18 protein-coding genes and 1 pseudogene are annotated in these 16,381 nt (G+C 61.1%); 3 read left to right on the forward strand and 16 right to left on the reverse strand.

Annotation, left to right across the window (positions count from 1 at the left end; translation table 11 throughout):
- Positions 1-129: 129 nt before the first annotated feature.
- The 11 genes and pseudogenes from ACS4NR_RS23700 to ubiE form a co-directional block, all read right to left on the reverse strand.
- Entirely contained in the window at positions 130-1,002 is an 873-nt protein-coding gene (locus ACS4NR_RS23700; protein WP_371917875.1) for a methyl-accepting chemotaxis protein, read from the reverse strand.
- Positions 985-2,046, reverse strand: a pseudogene (locus tag ACS4NR_RS23705) (methyl-accepting chemotaxis protein); the annotation flags it as partial. The pseudogene ACS4NR_RS23705 and the gene ACS4NR_RS23700, both read right to left, overlap by 18 nt.
- Positions 2,047-2,276: 230 nt before the next feature.
- Positions 2,277-2,984, reverse strand: coding sequence for a 16S rRNA (uracil(1498)-N(3))-methyltransferase (locus ACS4NR_RS23710; RefSeq protein WP_456018479.1), 708 nt, complete (start codon positions 2,982-2,984; stop codon positions 2,277-2,279).
- A complete protein-coding gene (gene tatC / locus ACS4NR_RS23715) occupies positions 2,981-3,772 on the reverse strand; it encodes a twin-arginine translocase subunit TatC (protein ID WP_095137991.1) in 792 nt (263 codons plus the stop codon). The genes ACS4NR_RS23710 and tatC overlap by 4 nt, the downstream gene beginning before the upstream one ends.
- Positions 3,769-4,227: a Sec-independent protein translocase protein TatB gene (gene tatB, locus ACS4NR_RS23720; protein ID WP_115985307.1), complete on the reverse strand. Its 459-nt coding sequence runs from the start codon at positions 4,225-4,227 to the stop codon at positions 3,769-3,771. The genes tatC and tatB overlap by 4 nt, the downstream gene beginning before the upstream one ends.
- 10 nt (positions 4,228-4,237) lie before the next feature.
- Positions 4,238-4,519, reverse strand: coding sequence for a twin-arginine translocase TatA/TatE family subunit (locus ACS4NR_RS23725; protein ID WP_003220847.1), 282 nt, complete (start codon positions 4,517-4,519; stop codon positions 4,238-4,240).
- 25 nt (positions 4,520-4,544) lie between these two features.
- Positions 4,545-4,877 (reverse strand): phosphoribosyl-ATP diphosphatase, encoded by a 333-nt coding sequence (locus ACS4NR_RS23730; protein ID WP_007909355.1) that lies wholly within the window; start codon positions 4,875-4,877, stop codon positions 4,545-4,547.
- The gene (gene hisI / locus ACS4NR_RS23735; RefSeq protein WP_003220851.1) at positions 4,870-5,271 is read right to left on the reverse strand and encodes a phosphoribosyl-AMP cyclohydrolase; all 402 of its coding nucleotides are present in this window, start codon (positions 5,269-5,271) and stop codon (positions 4,870-4,872) included. The genes ACS4NR_RS23730 and hisI overlap by 8 nt, the downstream gene beginning before the upstream one ends.
- Before the next feature lie 80 nt (positions 5,272-5,351).
- Positions 5,352-6,956 (reverse strand): ubiquinone biosynthesis regulatory protein kinase UbiB, encoded by a 1,605-nt coding sequence (ubiB, locus tag ACS4NR_RS23740; protein ID WP_095137993.1) that lies wholly within the window; start codon positions 6,954-6,956, stop codon positions 5,352-5,354.
- Entirely contained in the window at positions 6,953-7,576 is a 624-nt protein-coding gene (locus ACS4NR_RS23745) for a ubiquinone biosynthesis accessory factor UbiJ (RefSeq protein WP_456018480.1), read from the reverse strand. Before ACS4NR_RS23745 ends, ubiB begins: the two co-directional genes overlap by 4 nt.
- A complete protein-coding gene (gene ubiE / locus ACS4NR_RS23750) occupies positions 7,576-8,346 on the reverse strand; it encodes a bifunctional demethylmenaquinone methyltransferase/2-methoxy-6-polyprenyl-1,4-benzoquinol methylase UbiE (protein WP_007961779.1) in 771 nt (256 codons plus the stop codon). Before ubiE ends, ACS4NR_RS23745 begins: the two co-directional genes overlap by 1 nt.
- Positions 8,347-8,500: 154 nt before the next feature.
- Between ubiE and ACS4NR_RS23755 the strand changes: the two genes are divergently transcribed.
- From ACS4NR_RS23755 to ACS4NR_RS23765, 3 genes are all read left to right on the forward strand, one after another.
- On the forward strand, positions 8,501-8,776 hold the full coding sequence (locus ACS4NR_RS23755) for a polyhydroxyalkanoic acid system family protein (RefSeq protein WP_003220859.1): 276 nt from the start codon (positions 8,501-8,503) through the stop codon (positions 8,774-8,776).
- A gap of 231 nt (positions 8,777-9,007) precedes the next feature.
- Positions 9,008-9,430, forward strand: a complete 423-nt coding sequence (locus ACS4NR_RS23760) for a phasin family protein (RefSeq protein WP_095137995.1) — start codon at positions 9,008-9,010, stop codon at positions 9,428-9,430.
- A gap of 10 nt (positions 9,431-9,440) precedes the next feature.
- On the forward strand, positions 9,441-10,361 hold the full coding sequence (locus tag ACS4NR_RS23765; protein ID WP_115985310.1) for a phasin family protein: 921 nt from the start codon (positions 9,441-9,443) through the stop codon (positions 10,359-10,361).
- A 199-nt stretch (positions 10,362-10,560) separates the two neighbouring features.
- Here ACS4NR_RS23765 and ACS4NR_RS23770 read toward each other — a convergent pair whose 3' ends face one another.
- The 5 genes from ACS4NR_RS23770 to ACS4NR_RS23790 form a co-directional block, all read right to left on the reverse strand.
- Positions 10,561-11,181, reverse strand: coding sequence for a TetR/AcrR family transcriptional regulator (locus ACS4NR_RS23770; RefSeq protein WP_456018481.1), 621 nt, complete (start codon positions 11,179-11,181; stop codon positions 10,561-10,563).
- A gap of 30 nt (positions 11,182-11,211) precedes the next feature.
- Positions 11,212-12,894 carry a class II poly(R)-hydroxyalkanoic acid synthase gene (gene phaC, locus ACS4NR_RS23775; protein ID WP_095137998.1) on the reverse strand — a complete coding sequence of 561 codons (1,683 nt, stop codon included), beginning with the start codon at positions 12,892-12,894 and terminating at the stop codon, positions 11,212-11,214.
- A 139-nt stretch (positions 12,895-13,033) separates the two neighbouring features.
- Complete coding sequence (gene phaZ / locus ACS4NR_RS23780; protein WP_027611303.1) at positions 13,034-13,888, reverse strand: poly(3-hydroxyalkanoate) depolymerase; 855 nt, start codon at positions 13,886-13,888, stop codon at positions 13,034-13,036.
- Between the two features lie 153 nt (positions 13,889-14,041).
- A complete protein-coding gene (phaC, locus tag ACS4NR_RS23785; RefSeq protein ID WP_253148774.1) occupies positions 14,042-15,721 on the reverse strand; it encodes a class II poly(R)-hydroxyalkanoic acid synthase in 1,680 nt (559 codons plus the stop codon).
- A gap of 257 nt (positions 15,722-15,978) precedes the next feature.
- Positions 15,979-16,356, reverse strand: a complete 378-nt coding sequence (locus ACS4NR_RS23790) for a gamma-butyrobetaine hydroxylase-like domain-containing protein (RefSeq protein WP_115985314.1) — start codon at positions 16,354-16,356, stop codon at positions 15,979-15,981.
- Positions 16,357-16,381: the final 25 nt, after the last annotated feature.

Consider the following 16,381-nt stretch of genomic DNA (forward strand, 5'->3'; position numbering starts at 1 on the left):
CCGCTTTCGCGAGCAAGCCCGCTCCCACATTAGACCGCGTCCGCATGGACAACCAGGTCAACTGTGGGAGCGGGCTTGCTCGCGAATGCATCACTTCGGTTCAGAGCGAACCGAGGTGGATGAATCACCTCAAACCTTGAACCGCCCCACCAGTGTCTGCAGGTGCGTACCAAGGCGCGCCAGCTCAACGCTGGAAGCCGCCGTCTCTTCACTCGCTGCCGAGGTCTGATCCGACACATCCCGCACATTCAGCACGCTACGGTTGATCTCCTCAGCCACGGCGCTCTGCTGCTCGGCCGCTGCGGCAATCTGCTGGTTCATCGCCTGAATCGCCGACACGGTGCGGGTGATGCTTTCCAGTGAGCCACCGGCACGGCGGGTCAGTTCGACGCTGCTGTCGGTCAGGCTGCGGCTGTTGTCCATGATCGTTGCCACTTGCTGGGTGCCGGTTTGCAGGCCGACGATCAGCTCTTCGATCTCCTCGGTGGACTTCTGCGTGCGCTGGGCGAGGCTGCGTACTTCATCGGCAACCACCGCAAAACCACGACCGGCTTCACCGGCACGCGCCGCTTCGATCGCGGCGTTGAGCGCCAGCAGGTTGGTTTGCTGGGCCACCGACTTGATCACGTCGAGCACGCTGCCGATCTTGTCGCTTTCGCGCTTGAGTTCACCCATGGCCTCGGTGGAGTGGCCGACTTCGACGGCCAGACGCTCGATCTGCGCGATGGCTTCACCAACCACCTTGTCGCCTTCGCGGGCTTGCTGGTCGGCGGCCACGGCGGCTTCGGAAGCCTCCTCGGCGTTGCGCGCGACTTCCTGCACGGTGGCGGCCATTTCGTTCATGGCGGTGGCGACCTGATCGGTCTCGATTTTCTGATTGTTGACCCCGGCGCTGGTCTGCTCGGTGACCGCCGACAGCTCTTCGGCGGCGCTGGCGATCTGCGTGACGCCGTCGCTGATGCCGCCGATCAACTCGCGCAAGCCTTGGGTCATGCTCTGCATCGAACGTTGCAACTGACCGAGTTCGTCGCGGCGCAGCGAGACCAGATTGTGGGTCAGGTCGCCAGCGGCCACTTGTTCGGCGACTTTCAGGGTCTGGTTCAGCGGAATGATGATCTGCCGGGTAATCGCCCAGGCGGCGAGCAAGCCGAACGCCAAGGCCAGCGCGGTGGCGATCAGTAGCAGGTTCTTGGCGCGTGCGGCGTCAGTGTCCCGAACCACTGTCTGCGATTCGGTGAGCTTCTTGCTGACCGCGATCAAAATGTCGCCCTGCGCCGCCATACTGGCGAGCGCTGCGGCGTTCTTCACCTGTGAATCACGGAATTGGCTGACTGCGGCGCGGTAGGCCTTGAGCGAATCAGTGGCTTGTTGCAGGTTGGCAATGTGCTGTTCCGGCACCCGAGTCGGCAGGCTTTCGAGGTTTTTCAGCGCATTATCGATAGCCGTCAGCGCCGGTTGTTCGGCCTCGGCCTTACCGCTGTAGGTGTAACCGCGCACCTGATAGCGCGCTTGCTGCAGCAGTTTGCTCAGCTCAATCACGGCATTGAACTGCGCGACGCTGTCCCCCTGCAGCAGTGCATTTTCGACTTCGCTGACCTTGGCCACGGCATTGTCTGCGTTTGCACCCAGTTTGTTGCGCGCGTCCTCACGTTGCACGGTGGCCTGGGTCATTTCCCCAAACGCGCGCTTGTACGCGGCTACGGCCGCCAGTTGCTGGTCGACCATCGCTGCATCGGCGGGTTGTTCGATCATGCTGCGCGCCGATTGCAGGCCGCTTTCGAGTTTGGCCAGCAATTCATTGACGGCGCCCGGTCCCTGCTCGCCGCGACGCATGTCGTAGTCCATGCGCGCCAGGCGCAAGTCCTTGGTCAGCTCATTGAGACTGGAGATGAAGCCCAGTTTATCGCCACGGCTGATAATGCCGCTCATGCCGGTCCAGCCGGTAAAGGTAATCAGCAGGGTGAGCAACAGCACCAGGCCGAAACCGATGCCCAGTTTGCGTTTGACGCTGACGTTTCCAAGATTCTCGGCTAACCAACGGTACATGCGACGACTCCCCTCGGACCACTTGCTAATTGGACTTATGGGGACTGTATCGGCTGGATGATGGCAATCTGTAACCTGATTTGCCCGGGGCGCAGCGACATTGTGGCGAGGGAGCTTGCTCCCGCCCGGCGGCGCAGCCGTCGCAAAACTGGCAAACACATTTTAATCTGAAGAAAGAGCAATGGCCGCTTCGCGCCCAAGCGGGAGCAAGCTCCCTCGCCACAGTACTTTTAGAACAGGCGGGCGAGCAGGGCGGTGACGGCGGTTTCGACGCGCAGGATGCGTTCGCCCAGTTGCACCGGTTGCAGACCGGACTTGCCCAGCAGGTCGACTTCGTAGGGGATCCAGCCGCCTTCGGGGCCGATCGCCAGCGTTACCGGCTCGCTGAGTGCTCGTGGGCACGCCGGGTAATTGCCGGGATGGCCGACCAGGCCGAGGGTGCCTTCGCTGATCGCCGGCAGGCGGTCTTCGACGAACGGTTTGAAGCGCTTCTCGATGATGATGTCCGGCAGCACGGTATCGCGGGCCTGTTCGAGGCCGAGGATCAAATTCTCGCGAATCGCTTCCGGCTCCAGAAACGGCGTCTGCCAGAAGCTCTTCTCGACGCGGTAGCTGTTGACCAGAATCACCTTCGACACGCCCATGGTCGCCACGGTCTGGAACACCCGACGCAGCATCTTCGGGCGCGGCAGGGCTAATACCAGCGTCAAGGGCAGCTTGGCCGGCGGTGATTGATCGAGGGTGACACGCAACTCGGCTTCACCGGCCTCAAGGCGCAGGAGCTCAGCGGAGCCCATCAAGCCATTGATCCGCCCCACGCGCAGGCTGTCACCGACTTCGGAACGATGAACTTCCTGCATGTGGGTCAGGCGCCGGTCACGCAGCACGACGCGGTCGGCCGCGATGAAGTCGGCCTCTTCGAGCAACAGCAGGTTCATGCCTGGGTCGCTGGCGGCTGGTCGTTGTGATCGTCGGCCGGCGTTTCGTCCGGACGTTCGCGCTTGCTGATCAGACCGCCGAACAGAATGCCGATTTCAAACAGCATCCACATCGGTACCGCCAGCAGGGTCTGCGAGAAGATGTCCGGCGGCGTGAGGATCATGCCGACCACGAAGCAGCCGATGATCACGTACGGGCGGATTTTCTTCAGGTAGGCGACGTCGACCACGCCGATCCACACCAGCAGCACCACGGCCACCGGGATCTCGAACGCCACGCCGAAGGCGAAAAACAGCGTCATCACGAAATCGAGGTAGCTGGCGATGTCGGTCATCATTTCCACGCCGGCCGGGGTGGCGGCGGCGAAGAATTTGAAGATCAGCGGGAACACGAAGTAATAGGCGAACGCCATGCCGATGTAGAACAGCAGGATGCTCGACACCAGCAGCGGCACGGCGATGCGCTTCTCATGCTTGTACAGGCCGGGCGCGATGAAGCCCCAGATCTGATGCAGGATCACCGGGATCGCGAGGAACAGCGAGACCATCATCGTCAGCTTCAGCGGCGTCAGGAACGGCGACGACACATCAGTGGCGATCATCGTCGCGCCGACCGGCAGGTACTGGCGCAGCGGCGTCGAGACGAAGGTGTAGATCTGCTGGGTGAAGGCGAACAACCCGGCGAAGATGATGAAGATCGCCGCCACACAACGCAGCAGGCGGGTGCGCAACTCGGTGAGGTGCGAAACCAGCGGCATGTGCTGGTCGTTTTCGGGGAGATCGCTCATGGGGCTCGCGGCGGCAGAGTGGAGTCGTGAGGCGCTGGTGTGATCGGCGCGGCGTTTGGCGCAACGTGTTCAACCGAGGTTTCTACGGCTGTCGGTTCTGTCGGCGCTACAACGGCAGCAGGTGCAGGTGTCGGAGCAGGCGCGACGGGTGCAGTCGGCGCATGAATCGTCTGCTGACCCACATGTTCAACCGGCGTCGGCTCCTGCTGAACCGGGTTGAAAATCTTCCGCGCCTCTTGCTCCAGCGACAAGATGTGCTCGTTGTGCAGTTGCCGACGAATCTCGTCGGCACCGATTTCACGTTCAACTTCCTGTTTGATCGCGTTGAAGCTGCGCTTCAGCCGGCCGACCCACAGGCCGGCGGTGCGCGCAGCGCCCGGCAGACGCTCGGGGCCCAGCACCAGCAGGGCGACGAGGCCGACGAGCAGCAGTTCAGAGAAGCTGATACCAAACATTAGTCAGTGCTCACACGTCTTTGCGGATCGGCTCTTCGACTTTCTGCGCCTGCACGTCGATGGTGTGCGGCGGGTTGGCCTGAGCGGTGGCTTGCGGCTGCACCGGTGGTACCGGCTGCGCAGGCGTCACGGTCGGATCGGCGGCCGGCTTTTCGTCATCGTTCATGGCTTTGCGGAAGCCCTTGATCGACTCGCCGACGTCGGTGCCGAGGTTTTTCAGTTTCTTGGTGCCGAACACCAGCACCACGACTACCAGAATGACGATCCAGTGTTTCCAGTCAAAAATGCCCATGTTGCTGTTCCTCTCTAAAAATTGTTCAGGCGGACGGACGCGAGGCTTTCTCGACATGTCCGGACAGACCGAAGCGACGATCCAGTTCATCCAGCACGGCCTGCGGATGCTGCCCCAGTTGGGCAAGCATGACCATGCTGTGGAACCACAGGTCGGCGGTCTCGTAGATCACATCGCTGCAGTCACCGCTGATGGCGGCGTCCTTGGCGGCAATAATGGTTTCGACCGACTCTTCACCGACTTTCTCCAGAATCTTGTTCAAACCCTTGTGATACAGACTGGCCACATACGAGCTGTCGGCGGCTGCACCTTTGCGCTCTTCAAGCACTTCGGCCAGGCGGGTCAGGGTGTCACTCATGTTTGTGTCCTGCGGAATAGATTGCGTGCGGGTCTTTGAGCACCGGGTCGACCGTTTTCCAGTCGCCGTTTTCGTAGACGCGGTAAAAGCAGCTTTGACGGCCGGTATGGCAAGCGATGTCGCCGATCTGTTCGACCATCAGGATGATCACGTCGGCGTCACAGTCCAGGCGCATTTCATGCAGGGTCTGTACGTGGCCGGACTCTTCGCCCTTGCGCCACAGCTTGCCACGGGAACGTGACCAGTAGATTGCACGGTTTTCCGCTGCGGTCAGTTCCAGCGCTTCGCGGTTCATCCAGGCCATCATCAGCACGCGTCCGGTCTTGTGATCCTGGGCAATCGCCGGCACCAGGCCGTCAGCGTCCCACTTGATCTCGTCCAGCCAGTTTTTCATCTTCGACTCCGACAGCGAACCCGCACTTCAATAGTCAGGTTCAGGCGTTGAAACAGTGTGCCAGCCGATCAGCGAACTGGCTATCGGCGAACGACCAGATACAAGCCGACGGCCACCATGATGCCCGCCGGCCAATGCCCCAGTTCGTGCAGCGGGCCACCGGCGGCGAGGATCGTGCCGCCGGCCAGATGTGCGCTGCCAAGCAGGCGCAGAAACCAGTCGTCCTTGCGTTTGTGCCACGGTGGCGGCGGGTCGTAGGCGTGCGGTTGCGACATGCGTTCGAGCAGGTCGCGGGCCATGTTGGCCAGGTGCGGCAGCTGCTCGAACTGGCTCTGCACGTTGCCGAGCAAGGCTTTCGGGCTGACGCGCTCGCGCATCCAGCGCTCGAGGAACGGCTGCGCGGTGTTCCACAGATCCAGATCCGGGTACAGCTGACGGCCAAGGCCTTCGATGTTCAGCAGGGTCTTTTGCAGCAATACCAACTGCGGCTGGACTTCCATGTTGAAGCGCCGCGCAGTCTGGAACAGGCGCATCAGCACCTGGCCAAATGAAATATCTTTTAACGGTTTTTCGAAGATCGGTTCGCATACGGTGCGGATCGCCGCTTCGAATTCGTTGAGTTTGGTTTCCGCCGGCACCCAGCCCGAATCGATATGCAACTGCGCCACACGGCGGTAATCGCGCTTGAAGAAAGCGAACAGGTTGCGCGCCAGGTAGTCCTGGTCTTCCGGGGTCAGGCTGCCGACGATACCGCAGTCGATCGCGATGTACTGCGGGCTCCACGGGTTGACGGTGCTGACGAAGATGTTGCCCGGGTGCATGTCGGCGTGGAAGAAACTGTCGCGGAACACCTGGGTGAAGAAGATCTCCACACCGCGTTCGGCGAGCATTTTCATGTCGGTGCGCTGGTCGGCGAGGGTCGCCAGGTCCGTCACCTGAATCCCGTAGATACGCTCCATCACCAGCACTTTCGGCCGGCACCAGTCCCAATAGACTTGCGGCACGTAGAGCAGCGGTGAGCCTTCGAAGTTGCGCTTGAGCTGGCTGGCGTTGGCCGCCTCGCGCAGCAGGTCGAGCTCGTCGTAGATGGTTTTTTCGTAGTCCTGCACCACGTCGACCGGGTGCAGCAAACGCGCGTCGGCGGAGACCTTTTCGGCGGCGCGGGCGAGAACGAACAGCCACGCCAGATCCTGAGCGATCACCGGTTTCAGGCCCGGGCGGATCACCTTGACCACCACTTCTTCGCCGGTCTTCAGTTGTGCGGCGTGCACCTGTGCCACCGAGGCCGAGGCCAGCGGTTCGACGTCGAAACGGCTGAACACTTCGCTGATTTTCTTGCCCAGCTGTTCTTCGATCAGCTTGATCGACAGCTGCGAATCGAACGGCGGCACGCGGTCCTGCAGCAGCATCAGCTCATCGGCGATGTCTTCCGGCAGCAGGTCGCGGCGGGTCGAGAGAATCTGCCCGAACTTGATGAAGATCGGCCCCAGATCCTGCAACGCAAGACGCAGACGCGCACCACGGCTCAGCTCCAGCGGCTTGCGCGGCAACCAGCGCCACGGCAGCACGTAGCGCAGCGCCAGGAGGAACCAGGGCAGCGGCAGCTCGAACAGCAGATCATCGAGGCGGTAGCGGATCACGACGCGCTGGATGCGCAACAGACGGCGGACGGCAAGCAGCTTCATGCGTTATCGCTTGGGTCGAGGGATCGGGAAAGGCGCTCGAAACGCGCCTCGAGACGTTCCAGATCAAGTTTGATCTGGTCCAGTTCGCTGAACCGCGCTTCGGCTTCGCGCTGGCCGACGAGGGTGCGCGATTCTTCGGCGAGGTATTCGGCGAGATTCTGGTTGAGGCTGGCAAATCCTTGTTGATACCAGCGTGCACGGCTGCGCAGATGGCCACCGATCAGTTGCGTGGCGACCGGGCCGAGCCAGCGCGAGAGTTCGTACTCCCAGTCCAGCTCGAGGTCCTGCAGCACGCCGGCCAGTTCCAGCAGCACGCCGCTGTCACCGTCGAGCTCGACTTCCGGGGCATGCAGCACCGCGGTCTTGTCTTTGCTCACGGCCAGTTTCACCAGGCTCGACGCCGGGGCGCGCAGGGTGCAGTCGACGCCGGTTTCCCACTGCGAGGCGAGCATCAGGCCCTCATCGCTGGGCAGGATGAACAGTTGCAGCGCCGGGCTGCGGCAATCGACGGCAATGACTCTGCCGGTCAGATGCGCCAGCCGCGGCAGCGCCGTGCTGTCGAGACGCAACACCCGGTTGAGGCCGAGTTCGACGCTGGCGAGCAGCCCGGTGAGCAACATCAGGGCTTGATGCCGCGGTGCAGGGCGACGATGCCTGCGGTCATGTTGTGATAGGTCACGCGGTCGAAACCGGCGTCGACCATCATCGACTTCAGGGTTTCCTGATTCGGGTGCATGCGGATCGATTCGGCCAGGTAGCGATAGCTTTCCGAATCGTTGGTGATCAGTTTGCCCATCAGCGGCATGAAGGCGAACGAGTAAGCGTCGTAGGCTTTCGACATCAGCGCGTTGGTCGGCTTGGAAAATTCCAGCACCAGCAGGCGGCCGCCGGGCTTGAGCACGCGCAGCATCGAGCGCAGGGCGTCTTCTTTGTGCGTCACGTTGCGCAGGCCGAAGGCGATGGTCACGCAGTCAAAGTGGTTGTCCGGGAACGGCAGTTTTTCCGCGTCCGCCTGAACGAATTCGACGTTGCCCGACACACCCAGATCCAGCAGGCGGTCACGGCCGACCTTGAGCATCGATTCGTTGATGTCGGCCAGTACCACTTGGCCGGTCGGGCCAACCAGGTGCGAGAATTTCTTGGTCAGGTCACCGGTGCCGCCGGCGATGTCGAGCACGCGGTTGCCTGCACGCACACCGGACAGTTCGATCGCGAAACGCTTCCACAGACGGTGCATGCCGCCCGACAGAAGGTCGTTCATCAGGTCGTACTTCGCGGCTACGGAGTGGAACACCTCAGCGACTTTTTCCGCTTTCTGGCTTTCCGGAACGTTTTTGAAGCCGAAGTGAGTGGTGGGTTCGGCATCGCTGCCTTTGCGCTGATCAGTCATATCGCTGTCACCAAAAGAGAATGCGCGACATTCTAATCCCCAAGCCATGCTTTGTCTTGGAATGGCTAAAGGTAAGATGGGCGACCTTCGGGACGATTTGCCGCAGACGCGGTCAAGATTTACCGTCACCTATTCATCAAGCAGGAGTCATTCGATGGCCAAAATCAGTGTTGAGCGTGCCCACAGCCTGGGCAAGGAAGCCGCCCGCGAGAAGGCCGACAAGCTGGCGCAGAAACTCTCCGATCAATATGGCCTGGAGCCGCAGTGGTCGGGCGACACCCTGAACCTCAAGCGCTCGGGCGTCAAAGGCGCGGTGCATGTGGCTGACGATTCGATCCGCGTTGACGTGGAACTGGGCATCATGATGTCGGCCATGAGCGGCATGATCAAAGCCGAGATCGAGAAGGCCCTCGACAAAGCCCTGGTCTGAAACACGATCCCCTGTAGGAGTGAGCCTGCTCGCGATAGCGGTCTGTCAGTCACTGGAATGTTGATTGACAGACCGCTATCGCGAGCAGGCTCACTCCTACATTTGTTCTGTGGCGCTCCTGCTGTTTATGTCAGTTGTTAGGGTGCCGTTTCTAATTTTTCTCCCTACTTTGTGCCTGAGCCCGACACATCTGCGGGCAGTTCCTCAAACCTTCTGCGCGTGAGGTGCACCATGGCCAAAGTCATTCTGAAGAAAAAAATCGACGCTTCGACTTCTGCTCTGAGCGACGTCAAATCCTATGCTCGCAAGATCTGGCTGGCAGGCCTGGGTGCCTACACCAAGGTCGGCCAGGAGGGCAGCGACTACTTTCAAGAGTTGATCAAGGCTGGTCAAACTGTTGAAAAGAAAGGCAAAAGAGTCGTCACCGAAAAACTCGAAGCGGCCAACGCCGAGATCGATGAAGCCAGGGATGAAGTCAGCTCATTCAAAGGTCGCGTCGAAGTTCAGCTCGACAAGGTCGAGAAGGCGTTCGACTCCCGTGTAGCAAGCGCCTTGAATCGTATCGGCATTCCGTCTAAACATGACGTTGAGACACTCTCTGCTAAGCTCGATGAGCTGACGGCATTGCTCGAACGCGTCGCGCGTAAATCTTAAGGAGAACGGGATGGCTGGTAAAAAGAACACCGATAAAGAAGGCAGCTCGTGGATTGGGAAAGTCGAAGACTACTCCCGCAAAATCTGGCTGGCTGGTTTAGGCGTGTACTCGAAGATCGACACTGACGGCAGCAAGCTCTTCGATACATTGGTCAAAGACGGCGAGAAAGCCGAGAAGCTCACCAAGTCTGCAGTCGGCAAGAAAGTCGATGCCGCCAAGGATTCCGCTTCTTCGGCCAAGTCGCGCATCAGCGGCGTGAAAGATCGCGCACTGGGCAAGTGGGACGAGCTGGAAGGGGCTTTCGACAAGCGCCTGAACAGCGCGATTTCGCGCCTGGGTGTGCCTAGCCGCAATGAAGTCAAAGCGCTGCACAGCAAGGTCGAAACGCTGACCAAGCAGATCGAGAAACTCACTGGCGAGAAGGCACGTCCGGTAGCGGCGAAAACCGCTGCGGCCAAACCAGCCGCTAAAACTGCAGCGGCAAAACCGGCGGCCAAAACTGCTGCCAAGCCATTGGTCAAAGCGGCTGCCAAACCGGTGGCGAAGGCTAAAACAGCCGTTAAATCCGTAGCGAAAACGGCTGCCGCCAAACCTGCTGCGAAAGCAGCGGCCAAGCCGGTTGCAGCCGCCAAGGCAGCTGCGAAGCCTGCCGCTAAAACCGCGGCGAAGCCAGCAGCCAAGCCAGCAGCGAAAACCGCTGCCGCCAAACCGGCTGCCAAGCCAGCGGCCAAACCGGCTGCGGCGAAAAAACCGGCAGTGAAAAAACCGGCCGCGCCGAAAGCCGCTGCGCCGAAGCCAGCTGCACCCGCAGCAGCCAAGCCAGCCACCCCGGCAACCCCGGCCAGCGCGTCGAACTCCGCCGCTGCACCGACTCCGGTAGCTACCCCGACTGCTGCATCGACCCCGTCGACGCCAACCAGTCAGTCCTGATTTTTCAGGGCAAAACAAAACGCCCGGCCTGTGAAGGTCGGGCGTTTTTGTTTGTGCAGAGAATCGCAGGAACAACGCCATTCTCCTGTGGGAGCGGGCTTGCTCGCGAAGGCGATGTGTCATTCAGCATTGATGTAGGCTGAGCCACCGCTTTCGCGAGCAAACCCGCTCCCACCGGGGGTGGCAATGTGTAGCCCATTCATTCGTGATCTTCGAGGTATTGCAGGGCCATCCGCTCCGTCGCCACCTTCACCGGCGGCAGCAGATGCGGTGCCACCAGCATCATGATCTGGTACACCACCAGTTTGACCTCGCCCTCGCGATCGAGAATCCGCTGATAGTCCAGCGAGAACAGCAGGGTCATGGTGATCTGTTCCACCAGTTGCCCCAACGCCTGGGTGTCACTGACCAGTTGGCCCGAAGCCTTCAACCGCGCCAGCAAGGATGCCAGCGTGCGCTTGAGCGCGTTGAGCAGGTTGCGAATGCCCTTGGCCAGTTTCGGCAGGCGCCCGGCGAGGTTCGACAGGTCCTGGAACAGAAACCGGTACTGCGCCAGACGCTCGACGATCAGGTGCAGAAACAGCCAGTAATCCTCCGGCGCCAGTTCGGCATCCGATGGCGGATCGAGCAGCGGCGCCAGTTCGTTCTGGAAGCGCTCGAACAGGCCGAGAATCATCGGCTCCTTGCCGTGGAAGTGGTAGTAGAGGTTGCCGGGGCTGATCCCCATTTCGTTGGCAACTTCCATGGTGGAGACGTTGGGCTCACCCTTTTCGTTGAACAGTTGCAGGGCACATTCGAGAATCCGGTCGCGGGTTTTCATCCAGTCTTCTTAGAAAAGTTCGGTTAAGCGTCAGCGCACATGCACGTAGGTGCCGGGTGCTGCCTCCATCGGTGGATAGTTCGGATTGCCGAGGGTCATCAGGGTTTCGCGCTGGGCGCCGGAGCGCTGCTGAATCCACTCCAGCCACTGCGGCCACCAACTGCCGTCGACGCGCTTGGCGTCGTAATACCAGGCGCGCGGATCGCTGCTGAGCTTGCCGTTCTCGACGTAATTGGCTTTCGGGTTGCTCGGCGGGTTGAGGATGCTTTGCACGTGGCCGCTGTTGGACAGTACGAAGCGTCGCTCGCCGCCGAGCAGCAGGGTCGAGCGATACACCGCGTCCCACGGCGTGATGTGGTCGTTCATGCCGGCCACGCTGAAGCTGTCGACCGTGACTTTCTGCAGATCGATCGGCGTGCCGCAGACTTCCAGGCCGCCCGGGTGGGTCAGCGGGTTGTGCTTGAAGAAGTCCAGCAGGTCGCCGTGGAACGCGGCGGGCAGGCGGGTGTTGTCGTTGTTCCAGTAGAGAATGTCGAAGGCCGGCGGCTCTTTGCCGAGCAGGTAGTTATTGACGAAGTAGCTCCAGATCAAATCGTTGGGCCGCATCCAGGCAAACACCTTGGCCATGTCGCGACCGTCGAGCACGCCTCGCTGATAGGAGCGGCGTTTGGCCGCCTCGATGGTCTGTTCGTCGGCGAACAGGGTGGTCGGGGTCTCGATCTCGCTGTCGAGCAGGCTGACCAGATAGGTCGCACTGGAGATCCGTCGCAGTTGCCGTTTGGCCTGCAGATGACCCTGCAGCGCGGCGATGGTCAGGCCGCCGGCGCAGGCGCCCATCAAGTTGACCTCGCGCGCGCCGGTGATCGCCCGGCAGATATTCATCGCTTCTTCCACCGCCTCGACATAGGTCGACAGGCCCCATTCGCGATGGCGCACGTCCGGGTTGCGCCAACTGATCATGAAGGTCTGCAGGCCGTTCTTCAGCGCGTACTGGACGAAGCTGTTCTGCGGGCTGAGGTCGAAAATGTAGTACTTGTTGATTTGCGGTGGCACCACCAGCAGCGGCTTGGCGTACTGTTTTTCGCTCATTGGCTTGTACTGGATCAGCTCCAGCATCTCGTTGCGAAACACCACTGCGCCGGTGGTGGTGGCGACGGTCTTGCCGACCTCGAATGCCTGCTTGGTAACCTGTCGCGGCAGGCCATCGTTGTGCAGCAGATCATCGAACAGATGGCTCAGGCCGCGCACCAGGCTCTGGCCGCCGGAATTGAACAGTTCCTTTACCGCCAGCGGATTGAGCAAGGTGTTGGAGGGCGCGACGGCATCGTTGAGCAAGGTGAACGCGAAGTGCGCGCGGGCGCGGTCGTCCTCGCTCATGCTGCTTTCATCGATCCAGCTCTTGACCTGTTTCTGCCAGGCCAGATACGCCTGCAGGCTGCGCCGGTAGAACGGATTGAGGCTCCACGCCGGATCGGCGAACCGCGCGTCCTGCGGGTTGGTCGGGTGCAGGGTTTCACCGAGCAGCACGCGACCGAGCTGGCCACCGAGTTTCAAGGCGTGCTTCGCGCTGTGAATCGGGTTGCGCAGACCGTGGGCGGCGACGCTGCGCAAGGTCGAGAGCAGGTCCCGCCCACGCAGGCCGGTCATTGCACTTTGTGCATTGATGAACACGGCGGGACTGGGCACTACGCCCGTCGCAGGTTTGTCGCGCATGACTCAACACTCCTTCGTCTTCAGGTCAAAAACAAACTCACCGAACCAGAACACCATAGTCGCTGTTACGGGTTGCTGCCTGCGCGGCGTCCTGCCGCGCACTTTGTTCAAAACCCTGCATAAAGCCTGCCGCCGTGATTTATCCGCCCAGCGGGGTCGGGTGCGGGTGCATCACGGCGCGCTGCCGCTCCTCCTCAAGGAATTTCATGATGATCGGCGCCACGGCTTCGGCGCGGGTGATCAGGAACAGATGACCGTCGTCGATGATGTGCAGTTGGGCGTTGGGAATCCGCCAGGCGAGCATGCGCATGTTGATCAGCGGGATCAGTGGATCGTCGTCGCCGGCCAGCACCAGGGTCGGCTGATGGATCTTGTGCAGCCAGTGAATGCTGGTCCAGCCGAGGCCGGCGAACAACTGCCAGTAGTAACCGAGCTTGCCCGCCGAACGCACTTTCGCCGCATGGCTGGCGGCCAGGGTCGGGTCGCGGCGGAACGAGCCGCCGTAGATCAACGGCGCAATGCGGATCACGTGCGATGGCTGAATGTAACGGCGTGGGCTGGCCATCATCCACAGCACTTTCGGCTTGCCCGGCACCATGAAGGCGCCGGCCGCAGTCGCCGCCAGCACCAGTTTCTTGCAGCGTTCGGGGTAGTCGTGGGCGAATTGCTGCGCCAGCGCACCGCCCCAGGACACGCCGATCACATTGACCTGACCGTAGTCGAGGTAATCGAGCATCCGCGCCGTCAGCTTCGCCAGCCCGGGAAAGCGATACGGCCGGTTGGGCGTCGACGAGCCGCCGACACCGGGCACGTCGAAGGCGATCACTTCCAGATCCGGGTCCAGCGCCGCGACAAACGGAAACACCAGCTCCAGGTTGGCGCCGATGCCGTTGAAAATCAGCAAGGGCGTCAAATGAGGCTTGCCGGGGCGTACCGCGGTGCGGAGGGTCTGCCCATCCAGATCGACGGTACGGAAAATGAACGGTTGCGGCATGCTTCAGGCCCTGTGGGTCAATCTCAATATCACCTCCAATCCCTTGTGGGAGCGGGCTTGCTCGCGAAGGCGTCGAGTCAGTCGCCAATGTTGTTGGCTGATCAACCGCTTTCGCGAGCAAGCCCGCTCCCACAGGGGGATGAGGTGTGTCAGTTACCGCTCGTGAACGTAGGTGCCCGGCGAGGCCTCGCCTGCCGGATACGCCTTGTTGCCCAGTTTCAGTGGCGCCTTTTTCAGATTGCCCGAGCGTTCGGCCTGCCACGCCTGCCAGTACAGCCACCAGGAATCAGTGTGCTTGGTCGAGTTCTCTTGCCATTCGTCGGCATTGGCGGCCATGCCTTCGCTGGTCATGTAGCGCGATTTCGGGTTGCCCGGCGGGTTCAGGATGCTCTGGATGTGCCCGCTGCTCGACAGCACGAACTCGACCTTGCCACCAAACAGCTGCGCCGACTTGTAGCAGGACTTCCACGGGGTGATGTGGTCGTTGGTGCCGGCCAGCGAGAAGATATCGGCGGTGACCTGCTTGAGGTCGATCGGCGTGCCGCACACTTCCAGTGCATTGGGGCGGATCAGTGGGTTGTTTTTGAACATCTCGATCAGGTCGCCGTGGAACGCGGCCGGCAACCGGGTCGTGTCGTTGTTCCAGAACAGGATGTCGAACACCGGCGGCTCGTTACCGAGCAGGTAGTTGTTGACCCAGTAGTTCCAGATCAGGTCGTTGGGGCGCATCCACGCGAAGACCTTGGCCATGTCTTTGCCTTCGAGCACGCCGGCCTGATACGAATGGCGCTTGGCGGTTTCCAGCGTCTGTTCGTCGACGAACAGGGCGACGTCGCTGTCCAGGGTGGTGTCGAGCACGCTGACCAGCAGGGTCAGGGCGTTGACCTTGTTCTGGCCGAGGGCGGCGTAGTGGCCGAGCAGCGCGGTGCAGGTGATACCGCCGGAACAGGCGCCGAGCATGTTCACGTCTTTGCTGCCGGTGATGGCTGTGACCACGTCGACCGCTTCCTTGAGCGCATCGATGTAGGTCGACAGGCCCCACTCGCGCTGGGCCTTGGTCGGGTTGCGCCAGCTGACGATGAAGGTCTGCACGTTATTGCGCAGGCAGAAGCGCGCCAGACTCTTGTCCGGGCTCAGGTCGAATACGTAGAACTTGTTGATCTGTGGCGGCACCACGAGCAATGGGCGTTCGTGTACCTGCTCGGTGATCGGCCTGTACTGGATCAGCTCCAGCACGTCGTTGCGAAACACCACCGCGCCTTCGGTCACGCCAAGGCTCTTGCCGACCTCGAACGCGCCCATGTTGACCTGGCTCGGCATACCGCCGTTGTGCACCAGATCCTTGGCCAGATGCGAGAGGCCATCGAGCAGGCTCTTGCCGCCGGTCTCGAAGAAGCGTTTGACCGCTGCCGGGTTGGCGGCGGTGTTGGTCGGGGCCATGGCTTCGGTCATCAGGTTGATCACGAAGTGGCCGCGCGCGATGTCTTTGGGTGACAGGCTGCTGTCGTCGATCCAGGAGTGGAGCTCCTTGCGCCACGCCAGGTATGTCTGCAGATAACGTTTGTAGAGAGGGTTCTGGCTCCAGGCCGGATCCGCGAAGCGACGGTCATCGCTGGCCGGTTGCAGTTCGGATTTGCCGAACAGCACGTTCTTCAGTTCGAGACCGAAATGGGTCACGTGCTTGACGCTATGGATCGGTTGTCTGATGGCCTGGGTCAGCACCATTCGAGCAGAGGCCAGCAGATCCTTTCCGCGCAGCCCAACGACGGGATTAAGCCCCAGGGTGTTTTCCGAGGCTTGGTACTTCAGGTCATCGTTATTCTTGTTACTCATCTACGACGCTCCATTGTCCTGAGACGAGTACCCGGTTTCTGCTGTGCAGTTCCACAGCCAATGCCAGGTACTACTGCTCGGGTGACCGTTAATTCTGCATAGCTGCTTTACAGTCGTAGAGCACTGCAGGGAACTTGCCAGCTCCATTGGTTACCCGAGTTTAATTTTTTTCGCAAGCAGGCCGATCCTCGGCCACACAGCAGAGCATTCAAACAGATGAATTTAGAAAATGCCCTCTAAAGAGCAAGAGTCTCGGACTAGAGCATCAGCTTGACGATTGACTCGTCCGGATCGCGGGTTTTCCCGGCCGCTTTGAGCTCGGCCAGATAATCGGCCCAGAGTGCGTCATGACGTCGCCCCAGCTCGTAGAGATAATCCCAGGTGAACAAGCCGCTGTCGTGACCGTCGTCGAAGGTCAGTTTCAGTGCGTACTGACCGGCCGGTTCCAGGCCGCTGAGGCCGACATTGAGCTTGCCGAATTGCAGGATCGGTTTGCCGTGGCCCTGGACCTCGGCGGAAGGGGAATGCACGCGCAGAAATTCGGCGGGCAGGGTGTACTCCTCGCCGGACGCGTATTTGAGCGTCAGGGTTTTCGAGGCTTTGTGCAGTTTGATGTCGGTGGGGATTGAGGTCATGGTCTGGCGTCCGTTGTGTGGGCGA

The sequence above is a fragment of the Pseudomonas sp. JQ36 genome (assembly GCF_053851495.1).